Annotated in this window: 16 protein-coding genes; 4 read left to right on the plus strand and 12 right to left on the minus strand. The window is 64.7% G+C overall.

What is annotated here, in order from left to right; translation table 11 throughout:
• Positions 1-40 precede the first annotated feature (40 nt).
• Genes JKV55_RS18000 through JKV55_RS18015 form a run of 4 tightly spaced genes read left to right on the plus strand, consistent with a single transcriptional unit; the run spans position 41 to position 4564 of the window.
• Positions 41-1396, plus strand: coding sequence for a TolC family protein (locus JKV55_RS18000; RefSeq protein WP_202088291.1), 1356 nt, complete (start codon positions 41-43; stop codon positions 1394-1396).
• Entirely contained in the window at positions 1393-2364 is a 972-nt protein-coding gene (locus JKV55_RS18005) for an HlyD family secretion protein (RefSeq protein ID WP_202088292.1), read from the plus strand. Before JKV55_RS18000 ends, JKV55_RS18005 begins: the two co-directional genes overlap by 4 nt.
• On the plus strand, positions 2364-3458 hold the full coding sequence (locus JKV55_RS18010; protein ID WP_202088293.1) for an ABC transporter permease: 1095 nt from the start codon (positions 2364-2366) through the stop codon (positions 3456-3458). Before JKV55_RS18005 ends, JKV55_RS18010 begins: the two co-directional genes overlap by 1 nt.
• Complete coding sequence (locus JKV55_RS18015) at positions 3455-4564, plus strand: ABC transporter permease (protein ID WP_202088294.1); 1110 nt, start codon at positions 3455-3457, stop codon at positions 4562-4564. Before JKV55_RS18010 ends, JKV55_RS18015 begins: the two co-directional genes overlap by 4 nt.
• Positions 4565-4710: 146 nt before the next feature.
• On the opposite strand, the gene prmA is transcribed toward JKV55_RS18015, so the two are convergent.
• The 12 genes from prmA to acs all read right to left on the minus strand — a co-directional run bounded on the left by prmA (position 4711) and on the right by acs (position 15067).
• On the minus strand, positions 4711-5586 hold the full coding sequence (gene prmA / locus JKV55_RS18020) for a 50S ribosomal protein L11 methyltransferase (protein ID WP_202088296.1): 876 nt from the start codon (positions 5584-5586) through the stop codon (positions 4711-4713).
• 132 nt (positions 5587-5718) lie between these two features.
• The gene (gene panF / locus JKV55_RS18025; protein WP_202088298.1) at positions 5719-7173 is read right to left on the minus strand and encodes a sodium/pantothenate symporter; all 1455 of its coding nucleotides are present in this window, start codon (positions 7171-7173) and stop codon (positions 5719-5721) included.
• The gene (locus JKV55_RS18030; protein ID WP_202088300.1) at positions 7163-7405 is read right to left on the minus strand and encodes a YhdT family protein; all 243 of its coding nucleotides are present in this window, start codon (positions 7403-7405) and stop codon (positions 7163-7165) included. Before JKV55_RS18030 ends, panF begins: the two co-directional genes overlap by 11 nt.
• 120 nt (positions 7406-7525) lie before the next feature.
• The gene (locus tag JKV55_RS18035; protein WP_202088302.1) at positions 7526-7891 is read right to left on the minus strand and encodes a RidA family protein; all 366 of its coding nucleotides are present in this window, start codon (positions 7889-7891) and stop codon (positions 7526-7528) included.
• Between the two features lie 218 nt (positions 7892-8109).
• Positions 8110-9450 (minus strand): acetyl-CoA carboxylase biotin carboxylase subunit, encoded by a 1341-nt coding sequence (gene accC / locus JKV55_RS18040; RefSeq protein WP_202088304.1) that lies wholly within the window; start codon positions 9448-9450, stop codon positions 8110-8112.
• Positions 9451-9459: 9 nt separating this feature from the next.
• Positions 9460-9942, minus strand: coding sequence for an acetyl-CoA carboxylase biotin carboxyl carrier protein (gene accB, locus JKV55_RS18045; protein WP_202088306.1), 483 nt, complete (start codon positions 9940-9942; stop codon positions 9460-9462).
• A gap of 34 nt (positions 9943-9976) precedes the next feature.
• Entirely contained in the window at positions 9977-10426 is a 450-nt protein-coding gene (gene aroQ, locus JKV55_RS18050; RefSeq protein ID WP_202088307.1) for a type II 3-dehydroquinate dehydratase, read from the minus strand.
• Positions 10427-10643: 217 nt separating this feature from the next.
• Positions 10644-11078, minus strand: coding sequence for a CBS domain-containing protein (locus JKV55_RS18055; protein WP_202088312.1), 435 nt, complete (start codon positions 11076-11078; stop codon positions 10644-10646).
• A gap of 10 nt (positions 11079-11088) precedes the next feature.
• Positions 11089-11439: a P-II family nitrogen regulator gene (locus JKV55_RS18060; protein WP_202088313.1), complete on the minus strand. Its 351-nt coding sequence runs from the start codon at positions 11437-11439 to the stop codon at positions 11089-11091.
• 4 nt (positions 11440-11443) lie between these two features.
• On the minus strand, positions 11444-12223 hold the full coding sequence (locus tag JKV55_RS18065) for a DUF1538 domain-containing protein (RefSeq protein WP_202088314.1): 780 nt from the start codon (positions 12221-12223) through the stop codon (positions 11444-11446).
• Between the two features lie 24 nt (positions 12224-12247).
• Positions 12248-12991 carry a DUF1538 family protein gene (locus JKV55_RS18070; protein WP_202088315.1) on the minus strand — a complete coding sequence of 248 codons (744 nt, stop codon included), beginning with the start codon at positions 12989-12991 and terminating at the stop codon, positions 12248-12250.
• Positions 12992-13117: 126 nt separating this feature from the next.
• A complete protein-coding gene (acs, locus tag JKV55_RS18075) occupies positions 13118-15067 on the minus strand; it encodes an acetate--CoA ligase (protein WP_202088317.1) in 1950 nt (649 codons plus the stop codon).
• Positions 15068-15078 lie beyond the last annotated feature (11 nt).

A 15078-nucleotide genomic window follows, 5' to 3' on the forward strand; every position in this document is an offset into this window, starting at 1 on the left:
GTTTTTTATTAGAAAAGGGATATTGCTACTAGCCGGGATGATGATTTCAGTCTCATATGCGGCTCCTATGCCATTTGACGCCGCCTGGCGCCAGCTGCGGGCTCAGCACCAGGGGCTGGCCGCGGAGCAGGCCAATGTGAGCAAGGCCGAGGCCCAGCAGCGGGCCGCCAGGGCCCTGTTTCTGCCCCAGCTGGATGCCAGCGCCACTTATCTGCACCTGGATCGCAAGATGGAGCTCAAGGGCTCGGATCTGAACCTGAATCAGGTACATACGGGGAATGCGGGGCTGGATGCGGTGATCCAGGAGGTGGCGGCCGGTATCGCCGGCCTGACCCTGCCGCTGGTGGATCAGAACCTGGTGCGGGGCTCGGTGACCGCCCTGTGGCCGCTGTTTACCGGTGGGCGCATTACCGCCGCCCAGGATATTCGCGCCGCTCAACTGGATGAAGCCAGGGAGCAGCTGCGGCTGAAAGAACAGGCCTTGTTCGAAACCCTGGCCGAGCGCTACTTCACCGTGGTACTGGCACGGGAGCTGCTGGATACCCGGGAACGGAGCCGCGACAGCCTGGCCCGTCACCATGAACATGCGCTCAAACTGGAGCAGCAAGGACAGGTGGCGCGCATCGAGCGGCTGTCGGCGGAGGCCGCCTATCACAATGCGCGGGTCGAGGCGGACAACGCCCGCCGCAACCTGGAGCTGGCCGAGCTGGCCTTTCGGGAGCTGGTGGCGAGCCCGGTGGCCACCCCGGCCAACCCGCTCTTTATCGGGCCCGAACTGGAGGGGCTGGAGGGCTTCATTGAACGGATGGAAGCCAGCCATCCGGCGCTCAAGGTGCTGGCGGCCAAGCTGGAACAGGCGGATGGCGCCATCCGGGCCGAGCAGGGCCGCTATTATCCCGAGGTGTTCGCCTTCGGCAACTATTCGTTACACGAGCGGGATTCGATCACCTCCCAGATAAGCCCCGACTGGGTGGTGGGCCTGGGGGCCAAGGTCGCGCTGGTGGACAGGAATGGCCGTGGTGGCCTGGTGGCAGCGGCCCGCAGTGCCGAGCTGCAGGTACGCCATCTTGGTGCCCAGACCCGCCAGGATCTGCGCCTGCTGGTGGAGAAAACCTGGCGCCAGGCCCGGCAGGCACGAGAGCAGTTCGAAGCACTGGCCAGCACCCTGGCCCTGGCCGAAGAAAACCTGCGTTTGCGCCAGCACGCTTTTACCCAGGGTCTGTCCACCAGCCTGGAAGTGACCGATGCCGAGCTGCGCCTGTCCGGGGCCCGCACCCAGCGCCAGGCCGCCGCCTATCAGTATGTGGTGTCCCTGGCCCGCTTGCTGGCGGTCTCCGGCCAGCCCGACACCTTTACTCAATATCAACAGCAAGCCGCCGTGCAAGGTAACCGATGAATAAAGCAAAGATCGCTCTCTTGGTCGTAGTAGCCGGCCTGGCTATCTGGCTGGTGTGGCATTTCTACCGGGCCTACCAGCCGGCACCGTTGCGTATCCAGGGCCAGCTGGAAGCCCAGCAATACCAGGTGTCGAGCAAGATCGGCGGCCGTATCGACAAGGTTCTGGTGCGCAAGGGCGATCGCCTGGAGCGGGGTGAGCCGGTGTTCACCCTGGCCAGCCCCGAGCTGGAGGCCAGGCTGATGCAGGCCGAAGCGGGGCGGGACGCGGCCCGGGCCCAGGCCGACGAGGCCGAGCGCGGCGCCCGCCGCCAGCAGGTGCAGGCGGCGCGGGATCAGTGGCAGCAGGCGCGGGCGGCGGAGCAGCTCTATCACAAGACCTACCAACGCATCCAGAATCTCTATCAGGAAGGGGTGGTATCGTTGCAGCAACGGGACGAGGCCCATACCCAGTGGCAGTCGGCCCGGCTGACGGCCAGCGCCGCCTATCAGCAGTTCGAGATGGCGGAGGAAGGCGCGCGGGAAGAGCAGATCCGCGCCGCCCGAAGCCAGCTGGCCAGGGCCGATGGCGCCGTTGCCGAGGTCAGTGCCTACGCCGAGGAAACCCGGGTGCTGAGCCCGCACCGGGGGGAGGTCACCAAGGTACTGCTGCAGGCGGGCGAACTGGCCCCCCAGGGCTTTCCGGTGGTGATGCTGACCGACATGGACGACGCCTGGGCCCTGTTCCACCTGCGGGAAGACCTGTTGCATCGGTTGCCCATGGGGCAGGAGATCCAGGTTTACATTCCCGCGCTGGATGAGCGTTATCCCTTCGTGGTCAGCCATATCGGGGTCATGGGCGACTTCGCCACCTGGCGTGCCACCGACGCGGGCAAGGGCTTCGATCTGCGCAGCTTCGAGCTGGAAGCCAGGCCCAAGGCGCCCATCGCGGGGCTGCGTGCCGGCATGAGCCTGGTGGTCGAGCTCTGATGCTACGCGAATGGCAGGCGCTATGGCAGGACCCCTGGCAGCGGGCCCTGCTGCTGATTGGCCCCCCGGTCCTCTTCCTGCTGCTGGGTGCCCTGTTCGGCAACGGCCAGGCTCGGGGCCTGCCGGTGGCGCTGGTGGACAAGGACGGCTCCAGCCTGTCCCGCACCCTGGGGCGCTACCTGGCGGCCTCGCCCGGCCTGGCGGTAACCGGTTTCGGCGATGAGCAGGAGGCCTACCACGCCCTGCGCGCCGGCCGGCTCTATGGCGTGGTGCTGGTACCGCCCGGTTTCGAGGCGGACGTCCGGCTGCAGCGCCAGCCCAGGCTGGAGGCGGTGTACAACGGCCAGTTTATGCTGGTGGGCAAGCTGGTGAACAGTGCCCTGGCCCAGGTGAGCGGCCAGCTCAACGCCGAGCTCGGTACCCTGCAGGCGCTGGCGGTGCGCCCGGTGGCGGCCTCGGCGCTGGGGCAGGCCCAGCCGCTCCGGCCCCAGCTCACGGCGCTTTATAACGGCAACAGCGATTACCGTCGCTTCCTGCTGAGTGCGGCCCTGCCCGCCCTGTTGCAGATACTGGTGGTGGCTGCCGCCCTGCTGGGCCTGGACCGGCGATGCCGGCAGCCCGGGCAGCGGCTCGACGGCCGCTTGCTGGGACGACTCTGGCTGAGCTATACCGGCTATGGCCTGCTCTACGGCACCCTGATGCTGGCGCTGATGTTCGGGCTCTGGGGCTGGCCGTTGCAGGGCGGGCTGCCACCGCTGCTGCTGGGGCTGGCCGCCATGAGTGCCGCTGCCAGCCTGCTCGGCTTCGCCCTTTATGTGCTGAGTTTCGATCCCACCCGGGGCCTGAGCCTGGCGGCGGCGCTGACCGCGCCTTCCTTCGCCTTTCTCGGGATCAGTTTTCCCGCCGCCGACATGAGCGGCTTCGCCCAGTTCTGGCGCCTGTTGCTGCCCGCCAGCCACTATGTGGAGCTGCAGAGCGGCCAGCTCTATTACGGCGAGGGCTGGGGAGCGGCGTCCGGGCGGCTCTGGCCCTTCCTCTGCTACCTGCCGCTGTTGGGGCTGGTCCGGCTCAAGGCCGTCCGGAGGCCGGCATGACCCTGTGGCAGGCGATACGGGTGGAACTGGCCCGGCTCGGGGCCGACAAGGCGGTGTTGCTGACGGTGTTCGGCGGCGTGCTGTTCTATTCCTTTCTCTATCCCACCCCCTACCTGCGCCAGGAGGTGAGCCAGGTGCCCCTGGTGCTGGTGGATCAGGACGCCACCCAGGCCTCGCGCCGGCTGGCCTTTATGGCCGACGCCAGCCCCAGGGTCGGGCTGGCGGGCCAGGCGGCGACCCTGGCCGAGGCACAGGACTGGCTGGATGGCGAGCGGGCCTTCGGTATCTTGCTGATCCCCGACGGCTTTCACCGGGATCTGTTGCTGGGCCGGCCGGTGACGGTGGGTATCGCCGCCAACAACGGCTACTTCCTGATCTACGGTGCCCTGGCCGAGGGCCTGGTGGGGGCAAGCACCACCCTGGGCGCCGAGATCAAAGTTTCCCGTCTTTCCGCCACCGGCCGGCCGCTGGCGGCCGCGACCGAGCGGCACAGTCCCTTCCTGCTGCAGGCGAGGCCCTTGTTCAACCCGGGCCAGGGCTACCTGGGTTATGTGATACCGGCGGTGTTCCTGCTGATCCTGCACCAGACCCTGCTGATCGGTGCCGGCCTGCTCAGCGTGCCCGGGGGACGGGAGGGCGGTCTGACGGCGCGGGTGGGGATCCTGACACTGGTCTACCTGGGGCTCGGCCTCTACTATTTCGGCTGGTCCTTCGAACGCTACCAGATACCGCGGCAGGGGCGGCCGCAGGAATTGCTGCTGTTCCTGCTGCCCTTCTTTATCGCCACCGCCCTGCTCGGCTGCCTGCTCGGCCGGCTGGCCCGGCGGCGGGAGCGGGTCACCCTGCTGGTGCTGCTGAGTTCGTTGCCGCTGGTGTTCGTGGCCGGCTTTATCTGGCCGGTGGAGGCGCTGCCGCCCTGGCTCGATGCCCTGGCCCAGCTGGTGCCCAGCACTCAGGGCATCAAGGGCATGCTCCGGCTGAACCAGATGGGGGCGGACTTCGCCCAGGTACTGCCCTACTGGGGCGGCCTCTGGGCCCAGGCGGCGGTGCTGGGGGGATGGCATTGGGCCTTGGGGTGGCGGGAACGGCGGCGGATAGCTGATTAGCCATGGCCTGCGTGACGGCGGATATCCGGAAGAGACCGCCAGGTGCCAAACCGGTTTGGGGTACGGTGAACGCCCTATGGGCCCCCGCCTTCGCGGGGGTGACCATGATGAAACAAAGAGGCCGAGGGGGAAAGGGCGTTGCCGGTTCAGCGCTTGCTGCCGCTTAGCCGGGCCCACTCTTCCCGGAACACCGGGGTTTCCATGGCGAACCACTGCTGGTACACCTGATCCAGGCCTTCGGCCTGGGTTTCCAGTATGCCGGAGAGGGCCAACTGGCCGCCGGGCCTGACCAGCTCGCTGATGAGCGGCGACAGCTCCTTGAGCGGCCCCGCCAGTATATTGGCCACCACCACGTCGGCCTGCAGTCCTTCGGGCTGATCCTGGGGCAGGTAGACGCGCAGCCGCTCGGCCACGCCGTTGCGTTCGGCGTTGTCCCGGCTGGCCTGCAACGCCTGGGGATCGATATCGATGCCGATCACTTCCCGGGCACCGAGCTTGAGCGCCGCCAGGGCAAGGATGCCGGAGCCGCAGCCGAAGTCGATCACCGTTTTGCCCTCGAGATCCTGGCCGTCCAGCCACTCCAGGCACAGGGCGGTGGTGGGATGGGTGCCGGTGCCGAAGGCCAGCCCCGGATCCAGCATGACGTTGACCGCATCCGGATCCGGCACTTCGCGCCAACTGGGGCAGATCCACAGCCGTTGGCCGAAGCGCATGGGGTGGAAACTGTCCATCCACTCGCGCACCCAGTCCTTGTCTTCCAGCTGCTCCACCTTGTACACCAGATCCTTGCGGTAGAACTTGCGCATAAAGTCGATCACCGGCGCCGGGTCGGTCTCGGCGTCGAACAGGCCGATCACCACGGTGTCGTCCCACAGCAGGGTTTCACCGGGCAGAGGCTCGAACACCGGCTTGTCTTCGGCGTCCATGTAGGTCACCGCCTGGGCGCCGCGCCCCATCAGCATGTTGCTGACCTTGTCGGCGGTCTTTTCGGTGGCGTTGATGCGAATTTGTATCCAGGGCATGGCGTCGTTTCATGAATCTGTAAAGGGGAGATTCTACCATCGGTGTGGCCTGCTGTCCTGTCGGCAGGCAGACCTTACCTTGTGAATCGGGTTGGATTCTGCCCCGGCCGCGGATGCGGTCGGGGTATTTTTTCAGGTGTTCCCGAACAGCTCGCGCACTGCGGATGGCGGCGGCGGGCTCAGCAATGAACCCAGTACATAGGCCAGGCCGGAGAGGGTCAGGCTTGGCACTATGGCGTGCAGCCCCAGGGGCTTGATGCCGAAATGCAGCAGCAGGCCATAACTTAGGGCACCGGTTACCATTGAGGCCAGTGCCCCGGTGGCGTTGCCGCGCCACCAGTACAGCCCCAGCACCAGCGGCCAGAAGAAGATGGCTTGCAGCGCCCCGAAGGCCATCAGGTTGAGCCAGATGATCATCTCCGGTGGGCTCAGGGCCGCCCACAGCACGACCAGGCCCAGCCCCAGGGTCACCAGCCGGCTGGCGCGCTTGATGGCGGTGGGCGAGGGCGGGGTACGGCACAGGTAGTTGAGGTAGAGATCCTTCACCAGGGTGGCCGAGGCCTGGATCAGCTGGGAGTCGATGGTCGACATGATGGCGGCCATGGGGCCGGCGAGGAAGAGCCCGGCCACCACCGGCGGCAGCACCGCCAGCATCAGGGTGGGCATTACCTTGTCGGGTACGGTCAGCTCGGGCACCAGCACCCGGCCCAGGGCACCGGCGAAATGCATGCCGAACATCAGTACGGCGCCCACCAGGGTACCGATGATAATCCCTTTGTGCATGGCGGCACTGTCCTTGTAGGCCAGACAACGCACCGCCGAATGGGGCAGGCCGATCACCCCGAAACACACCAGCACCCAGAACGACAGCATAAAGCTTATGCCGAGAAAACCGTCCGGCCCTTGCGGGCTGACCAGGCCGGGATCGATGTCGGCCAGCCCCGCAAACAGGGCCGCCGCGCCGCCGCCGGCATGCAGCACCCCGGCCAGCAGCACCAGGGTGCCGAGCAGCATCAGCACCCCCTGGACCGCATCGGTGATCACCACGGCGCGAAAGCCGCCGATCAGGGTATAGAGCAGCACCGTCACCGCGAACAGCATCAGGCCACCCTCGTAGGGCAGTCCGGTCACGGTTTCCAGCAGCCGGGCACCACCGATAAACTGCACCACCATGGTGGCGACGAAGGCGGCGAGCAGGCCGAGTGCGGCCAGCACCACCACCAAAGGGTTCTGGTAGCGGGCCCGCAGCATGTCATTGATGGTCAGGGCATTGACCCGGCGGGCAATATGGGCGAACTGCTTGCCCAGCACGCCCAGGGTGAGCCAGACCGTCGGCACCTGGATCATGGCCAGCAGCACCCAGCCCAGTCCCAGCCGGTAGGCCGCGCCCGGTCCGCCGATAAAGGAGGAGGCGGAAGCATAGGTCGCCACCATGGTCATGGCCAGTACAAAGCCGCCCATGGATCTGTTGCCCAGGAAGTAGTCCTGCACGAAGCTGCCCTCCACCGGACGGCGGCTGAGCCAGCATCCCAGGCCCAGCATGGCGGCGAGATAGATGACCAGCGGGATCAGCAACTCAGGGTTCATGGCGCTCTCCCAGCTCGACCGGCCGGAACCCGCGCCGCACCATCAGTACGCACAGCAGCACGAACAGCAGCGGATTGAACAGACAGCTCAGCACAAACCACAGTGGCCAGCCGGCCAGGGCCAGTCCGGGCGGTACCAGATAGGCGGTGGCGGCCCAGCCGGCCAGGTACAGCAAGGCCAGCGCCACGCTCAGCACGGCTTCCCGACGGGCGATATGGACGATATTGGTCATTTTGGGTCCCCCATGAAGGGGGCGAAGGATAGCAGCCTCGTGTTTGCTGGATCAATAAGAGGGGCGCGGGGAAGCACCCCATATATGGGTTCACGGCCGCGCCGTTAGCTGGCCGGAGCCTCAGTCGAGGAAGCCTTCTCCCGCCGCGGCGACGAAGGCGATTTCCACCAGGTAGCCGGGGTTGGCCAGCTCCGCCTTGACGCAGGCGCGGCTGGGGGCGGTGCCTTCGGTGAACCAGGCATCCCACACCTCGTTGAAGGCCGCCAGGTTAACGAAGTCGGTCAGATAGATGGTGACCGACAGCAAGCGGGATTTGTCGCTGTTGATCTTGGCCAGGGCCAGTTCGGCCTGGGCCAGTACCTGGGCGGTCTGCCCCCGGATATCGGCGCCGAGATCGCCTTCCGGCACCTCGACAAAATGGGCGATGCCGTTGAACAGGGTAATGTCGGACCAGCGTCGGCTCGGATTGATGCGATGGATATTCATGCTATGACTCATTCAGGTGGGCTTTGCGGCCATATTCTAGCGGAAAGAGGCTACCTGGAAAACGCAGCCGGACGCAGGGTTGTCCGTCGTCTCCCATTGATTGAACCGAAAACGGCAACGGGCTGAGCCATGGCTGGCGCGGTCGAAAAAATTCGACCCTACAAAAACAACAACGGCGCCTGGCGGCGCCGTTGGCGAGGGGCTTGATGCCGCCTGGCTTACAGACCCAGCTTTTTCTCGAGATAGTGGATGTTGGTTCCGCCGTTGCGGAAGTTTTCATCGCTCATGATCTCTTTGTGCAGCGGGATATTGGTCTTGATGCCGTCGATCACCAGCTCGCTCAGGGCGTGCTTCATGCGGGCGATAGCGATGTCGCGGTTCTCGCCGTAGCAGATCAGCTTGCCGATCATGGAGTCGTAGTAGGGCGGCACCCGGTAGCCGGCATAGATATGCGAATCCCAGCGCACGCCCAGGCCACCCGGTGAGTGGAAGCGCGTGATTTCACCCGGGCTCGGGATAAAGTTTTTCGGGTCTTCGGCGTTGATCCGGCACTCGATGGCATGGCCGCGGATCACCACCTCATCCTGAGTGATGGACAGGGGCTGGCCGGCGGCGATGCGCAGCTGCTCCTTGATCAGGTCTACGCTGGTGATCATCTCGGTCACCGGATGCTCCACCTGGATACGGGTGTTCATCTCGATAAAGTAGAACTCGCCGTTTTCGTACAGGAACTCGAAGGTACCGGCGCCGCGGTAGCCGATGTCCACACAGGCCCGGCAGCAGCGTTCGCCGATAAACTTGCGCATCTCGGCGGTAATGCCCGGAGCCGGGGCTTCCTCCACCACCTTCTGGTGACGGCGCTGCATGGAGCAGTCGCGCTCGCCCAGGTGGATGGCGTTACCCTGGCCGTCGGCTAGCACCTGGATCTCGATATGGCGCGGGTTTTCCAGGTATTTCTCCATGTACACCATGTCGTTGCCGAAGGCGGCACCGGCCTCGGCCTTGGTCATGGCGATGGCTTTTTCCAGCTCGTTCTCGGCGCGCACCACGCGCATGCCGCGCCCGCCGCCGCCGCCGGCGGCCTTGATGATCACCGGGTAACCGATGCGCTTGGCAATGGTGGCATTACGCTTGGTATCTTCACCGATGGGGCCATCGGAGCCGGGCACACAGGGTACGCCGGCTTTTTTCATGGCTTCGATGGCCGATACCTTGTCGCCCATCAGGCGGATGGTCGCGGCACGCGGGCCGATAAAGATAAAGCCGGACTTTTCCACCTGGTCGGCGAAATCGGCGTTTTCCGCCAGGAAGCCGTAGCCGGGGTGAATGGCCACGGCATCGGTGACTTCGGCGGCGGCGATGATGGAGGGAACATTCAGGTACGACTGGCTGGCCTGATTGCCACCGATACAGATGGACTCGTCGGCCAGCAGCACATGCTTGAGTTCACGGTCCGCGGTGGAGTGAACCGCCACTGTCTTGATCCCCAGCTCCTTGCAGGCGCGCAGGATCCTCAGTGCGATTTCACCGCGGTTGGCGATGACTACTTTATCCAGCATGGGAATTCCTTATTCGATGATGAACAGGGGCTCGTCGAACTCGACCGGCTGGCCGTTGTCGATCAAAATGGCTTTGATCACGCCGGACTTGTCGGCTTCGATCTGGTTCATCATCTTCATGGCTTCAACGATGCACAGGGTGTCGCCGGCCTTGACGTTCTGGCCCACTTCGGCGAAGTTCTTGGCACCGGGGCTGGAGGCGCGGTAGAAGGTACCGACCATGGGGGAGCGCATCACGTGGCCGCTGATTTCCGGGGCGGCGGCTTCGGCCGGGGCGGCGCTGCCGGGATTACCGGGATTGCCGGGATTACCGGCAGGAGCGGCGACCGGCATGGGAGCGGCCTGCATATGGTACTGGGGTACGGCCATGGCCGGCGCCGGGGCACCGTAGCGGCTGATGCGAACGGACTCTTCCCCTTCGGAAATTTCCAGTTCGGCGATGCCGGACTCTTCAACCAGTTCGATCAGTTTTTTGATTTTACGAATATCCATGAGCGTTCTCTTTTTGTGTTAGTGCTGTGCTGGATTAACGGCGGGCCAGGTAACGGGCCGCCGCTTCAAGGGCAAATTCGTAACCATCGACACCCAGGCCGCAGATGACCCCCACCGCCTTGTCGGCCAGGTAGGAATGATGGCGAAAGGGCTCGCGGGCATGCACATTCGACAGGTGCACCTCGATAAAGGGGATGTTCACCCCCAGGAGGGCATCACGAATGGCCACGCTGGTGTGGGTAAAGGCGGCGGGATTGATGATAATGAAATCCTGCTTGCCACAGGCCTGGTGGATGGCGTCGATCAACAGGTGTTCCGCATTGGATTGCAGATGGCTGAGTTCGATATCGCGTTTGCCGGCCTGTTCGGTCAGCCGAGCGACGATATCGTTCAGGCTGTCCTGGCCGTAGATGCCGGGTTCACGCTGGCCCAGCAGGTTCAGGTTGGGACCGTTAAGCAGCAGAATTCGGAATTTATCGGCCATTATGCAGCAATCCTCGTCAATCTTGCGGTGTACATATCGAGCAACATGGAGCCTAGCCGGTTTTGGCCCTGTTGGGCAAACAAAATCGCACCATTTGGCTCAGTGCGCCCAATTATAGTGATTTCGTGAAAATTGGCAGCAATTTACTGGTCTAATCACTGGCCGGAACGAAATTTTCCGGCCGAGTGCGTCGATAATGGTCTGACCGGCCCGGTGCTCAGGAGGCGGCAGAAGCGGAGGGGGTCTCCCAGGCCAGCCCCCGCAGCACCAGATCGTCATAATTGACCAGCCCCAACACGGTGTCGTTCGCGTCGATCACCGGCGCCAGGCTGAGGCCGAACTGGTGGAACAGCCGGGCGCAGTAGCGCACCTGCATCTCCGGCGACACGCTCAACACCGGTTTGGACATGATCTCGTACAGGTTGACCCGGTCGGGCGCGCGGTTGGGGGCCAGCACCTTCTTGGCGATGTCCGACACCAGCACCAGGCCGAATTCGTCCTCCGCGTGGCGTTTTTTGATGATCAGGGCGTGGGCGTTTTCCCGGCGCATCAGCGCCAGGGCATCGGTCACGGTGAGCAGGCCGTCCACTTCGCAGTAGCCGTTGTGCATGACGTCTTTGACTTTGATCCAGTGCGGGCGTTGTGTGCTCATGTTCGGCCTCTTACAGGTTGTTTTGCAGGGTTTCGCTCAGGGTCTTGATCTGGTGCTTGACGCCCAGGGCATCCTCCACGTCCACCTGCAGGGCGATGCCGGTGCCGGGCGTGTCGTCGAACTGGCCCACTTCGGCGATGGTTTCGAGGATCTTCCGACAAAGGTGCTCCTCCACCAGCAGCAGCAGCACGTCGCGCTGGGCGGTCAGCGCCATGCCAAAGATGCCCTGGGCCTTTTTCAGACCCTCGCCCCGGGCGTTGTTGATAATGGTGGCGCCGGTGGCGCCGGCCTCCCGGGCCGCGTCGAGCAGGGCGTCGGTCTTGTCGTCATCCACAAAGACCAGTATCAGTTTGAAGCGCATGGCGTCATCCTTCGGTTTGAGTCAGGGGGTGTGGCCGGGCGCGCCTGGATTGCCACTCGGCCAGTTGGGCGTAGCCCATCACGGTAATGATCGGAAACAGGCAGGCCAGGGCTATCATGCCGAAGCCGTCCATCACCGGGCTGCGGCCGGGAATGGCGTTGGCCAGGCCCAGGCCGAGGGCGGTGATGATGGGTACCGTGATGGTGGAGGTGGTGACGCCGCCGGAGTCGAACGCCAGGGGAATAATGGTGCGGGGGGAGCGCAGGGTCTGCGCTATCACCAGCACATAGGCGCCGAGTACCAGCCATTGCAGGGGCAGCCCCATGACGATGCGCCAGGTACCCAGGGTGATGCCGAACGCCATGCCGAGGGCGACGGCGATGCGCAGCATCAGGGGGTTGATGGTGCCGCCGGAGATCTCCCCGGCTTTCAGCGACACCGCGATCAGCGAGGGCTCGGCGATGGTGGTGCTGGCGCCGATGGTAAAGGCGAAAATATAAATCCAGTAATAGTCGCTCCAGTGGCGCTGGGCGCTTTCCGCCAGGGCCGGCAGGAACTCGGCGGACGACAGCTGGACGGCCATCAGTTCGCCCAAGGGAAAGAGCGCCTGTTCCAGCCCCAGCAAGAAGCAGCTCAGCCCGAGCAGCACCATGACGAAGCCCACCAGGATGCGGGGCAGGTGTTTGACGCCCTGGCGAATGACCAGATACTGAAAGCCGAAAATAATGACGGCGATCGGCAGTATGTCCAGCAGGGTGCTCCAGAGGGTATCGAAAAATGACATGGGATCCTTTCCTGGTCTGTCGGGTTACAGGCTGAAGAGGCCGAACAGCAGCACGAAGATAATGGGCATGACGGAGGCGAAGGCGATAAGCCCGAAGCCGTCCAGCATGGGGTTGCGTCCCTTGATGGCGGTGGCCAGGCCCACGCCCAGGGCGGTGACCAGGGGCACTGTGATGGTGGAGGTGGTGACCCCGCCCGAATCGTAGGCGATGCCGACGATGTCCGCCGGGGCCAGTAGCGTCAGGGCCAGCACCAGGACGTAGCCGCCGATGATGATAAGGTGCAGGGGCCAGCCCTTGATGATGCGGATAACCCCCAGCACCACGGCGCTGCCCACCGAGGCGGCCACCACCATGCGCAACTGAAAGGCGAAGCCGTCCCGGGCGGCCTGGCCCGGGTCGATCAGGCCCGCCTGCGCCATCACCTCCGCCGCCTTGGCCGCCACCGCGATCAGCGCCGGCTCGGCCACGGTGGAGCCGAAGCCGAGGGCGAAGGAGAACAGCAGCAGCCAGAACAGGGAGCCCTTGGCGGCGAAGGCCCGGGCCAGGTTTTCGCCCAGGGGAAAGAGCCCCAGTTCCAGTCCCTTGATAAAGAGGGTCAGGCCGACCACCACCAGCACCAGGCCGGACACCAGATCCCACAGGGCCAGGGCGTCGGGCAGGGGCTGGCGGATCACTACCAGCTGAAAGAAACCTATGACCAGGACCACCGGGGCCAGGTCGCGCAGGCTGTCCCGTGCCTGGCGCAATAAAGACCAAAGGAAGTTCACGATAGGGGGCGTTCCGGTTGCGGGTTATTGTTGTTGTCCACGGATAATGACGCAATGACCCTGCAAACTACAAGGTATAAAACGACAACGCCGCCCGAAGGCGGCGTTGGATTAGCGGAGCCTGGCTCAGGCGACCCGGCTGCGCTCTTCGATCAGCCGGTCGACCACGCCCGGATCCGCCAGGGTGGAGGTATCGCCCAGGGCGTCGGTCTCGCCGGTGGCGATCTTGCGCAGAATGCGGCGCATGATCTTGCCGGAGCGGGTCTTGGGCAGGCCCTCGGCCCAGTGGATCACGTCCGGAGTGGCGATGGGGCCGATTTCCTTGCGCACCCAGTCCTTCACCTCCTTATGCAGCTCGGCGGAGGGCACTTCGCCGGCGTTGAGGGTGACATAGGCGTAGATGCCCTGGCCCTTGATCTCGTGGGGCACGCCGACCACGGCGGCCTCGGCGATCTTGGGATGGGCCACCAGGGCCGATTCGATTTCGGCGGTGCCCATGCGGTGGCCGGACACGTTGAGCACGTCGTCCACCCGGCCGGTGATCCAGTAGTAGCCGTCCTCGTCGCGACGGGCGCCGTCGCCGGTGAAGTAGGTACCGGGGAAGGTGGAGAAATAGGTCTGCTCGAAGCGGTCGTGATCGCCGAACACGGTGCGCATCTGGCCCGGCCAGGAGTCGAGGATCACCAGGTTGCCGTCGGTGGCGCCTTGCAGCAGCTGGCCTTCGCCGTCCACCAGCGCCGGCTGCACCCCGAAGAAGGGACGGGTGGCGGAGCCGGGCTTGAGATCGGTGGCGCCGGGCAGCGGGGTGATCAGGATGCCGCCGGTTTCGGTTTGCCACCAAGTGTCGACGATGGGGCAGCGCTCGTCGCCGATCACCCGGTAGTACCATTCCCAGGCCTCGGGGTTGATGGGTTCGCCCACCGAGCCCATGATGCGAAGGCTGGCGCGGCTGGTGCCTTCCACCGCTTCATCGCCCTTGGCCATAAAGGCGCGGATGGCGGTGGGCGCGGTGTAGAGGATGTTGACCCGGTGCTTGTCGACGATTTGCGCCATGCGGTTGGTCTTGGGATAGTTGGGCACCCCCTCGAACAGCAAGGTGGTGGCGCCGTTGGCCAGGGGACCGTAGAGCAGGTAGCTGTGGCCGGTGATCCAGCCCACGTCGGCGGTACACCAGTAGATGTCGCCGTCGTGGTAGTCGAACACGTACTTGAAGGTCATGGCAGCGTACACCAGGTAGCCGCCGGTGGTGTGCAGCACGCCCTTGGGGGTGCCGGTGGAGCCGGAGGTATAGAGGATGAACAGCGGATCTTCGGCGTTCATCTCGGTCGGCGGGCAGTCGGTACTGGCGCTGGCGGCGGCTTCATGCCACCAGATATCCCGGTGCTGGTGCCAGGCGATATCGCCGCCGGTGCGACGATAGACGATGACTTTTTTCACCGAATCGACCTTGGGATTGGCGAGGGCTTCATCGACATTGGCCTTGAGCGCCACCCGGCGACCGCCACGCAGGCCTTCGTCGGCGGTGATCACCACCTTGGTCCTGGAGTCGACGATGCGGCTGGCCAGGGCATCGGGGGAGAAACCGCCGAACACCACCGAGTGCACGGCGCCGATGCGGGCACAGGCCAGCATGGCCACGGCGGCTTCCACCACCATCGGCATATAGATGCCGACCACGTCGCCCTTGGCCACACCCTGGGCCTTGAGCACGTTGGCAAAGCGGCACACCTGTTCGTGCAGTTCGCGGTAAGTGACTTTCTTGTCTTCCTCGGGGCTGTCGCCTTCCCAGATGATGGCGACCTCGTCGGCCCGGGTGGCCAGGTGGCGGTCGATGCAGTTGGCGGACAGGTTGAGGGTGCCGTCCTCGAACCACTTGATGCTGATATGGCCCGGATCGTAGGAGGTGTTCTTGACCTTGGTGTAGGGCTTGATCCAGTCGATTTGCTTGCCCTGCTCGCCCCAGAACTGGTCCGGATTGTCGATGGACTGGCGATACATGGCCTGGTAGCCGGCGTCGTCCAGCAGGGCGTTCTTGGCGATATGGGCTTTAACCGGATGAACCTTGACTTCACTCATTATTCCGCTCC

Origin of the sequence: Zobellella iuensis (assembly GCF_016746085.1) — a bacterium.
In the GTDB taxonomy this organism is placed as follows: domain Bacteria; phylum Pseudomonadota; class Gammaproteobacteria; order Enterobacterales; family Aeromonadaceae; genus Oceanimonas; species Oceanimonas iuensis.

Coding starts and splice junctions, on each gene's coding strand:
- JKV55_RS18000 (WP_202088291.1), top strand. CDS start 41: ATGATTTCAGTCTCATATGCGGCTCCTATGCCATTTGACGCCGCCTGG.
- JKV55_RS18005 (WP_202088292.1), top strand. CDS start 1,393: ATGAATAAAGCAAAGATCGCTCTCTTGGTCGTAGTAGCCGGCCTGGCT.
- JKV55_RS18010 (WP_202088293.1), top strand. CDS start 2,364: ATGCTACGCGAATGGCAGGCGCTATGGCAGGACCCCTGGCAGCGGGCC.
- JKV55_RS18015 (WP_202088294.1), top strand. CDS start 3,455: ATGACCCTGTGGCAGGCGATACGGGTGGAACTGGCCCGGCTCGGGGCC.
- prmA (WP_202088296.1), bottom strand. CDS start 5,586: ATGCCCTGGATACAAATTCGCATCAACGCCACCGAAAAGACCGCCGAC.
- panF (WP_202088298.1), bottom strand. CDS start 7,173: ATGAACCCTGAGTTGCTGATCCCGCTGGTCATCTATCTCGCCGCCATG.
- JKV55_RS18030 (WP_202088300.1), bottom strand. CDS start 7,405: ATGACCAATATCGTCCATATCGCCCGTCGGGAAGCCGTGCTGAGCGTG.
- JKV55_RS18035 (WP_202088302.1), bottom strand. CDS start 7,891: ATGAATATCCATCGCATCAATCCGAGCCGACGCTGGTCCGACATTACC.
- accC (WP_202088304.1), bottom strand. CDS start 9,450: ATGCTGGATAAAGTAGTCATCGCCAACCGCGGTGAAATCGCACTGAGG.
- accB (WP_202088306.1), bottom strand. CDS start 9,942: ATGGATATTCGTAAAATCAAAAAACTGATCGAACTGGTTGAAGAGTCC.
- aroQ (WP_202088307.1), bottom strand. CDS start 10,426: ATGGCCGATAAATTCCGAATTCTGCTGCTTAACGGTCCCAACCTGAAC.
- JKV55_RS18055 (WP_202088312.1), bottom strand. CDS start 11,078: ATGAGCACACAACGCCCGCACTGGATCAAAGTCAAAGACGTCATGCAC.
- JKV55_RS18060 (WP_202088313.1), bottom strand. CDS start 11,439: ATGCGCTTCAAACTGATACTGGTCTTTGTGGATGACGACAAGACCGAC.
- JKV55_RS18065 (WP_202088314.1), bottom strand. CDS start 12,223: ATGTCATTTTTCGATACCCTCTGGAGCACCCTGCTGGACATACTGCCG.
- acs (WP_202088317.1), bottom strand. CDS start 15,067: ATGAGTGAAGTCAAGGTTCATCCGGTTAAAGCCCATATCGCCAAGAAC.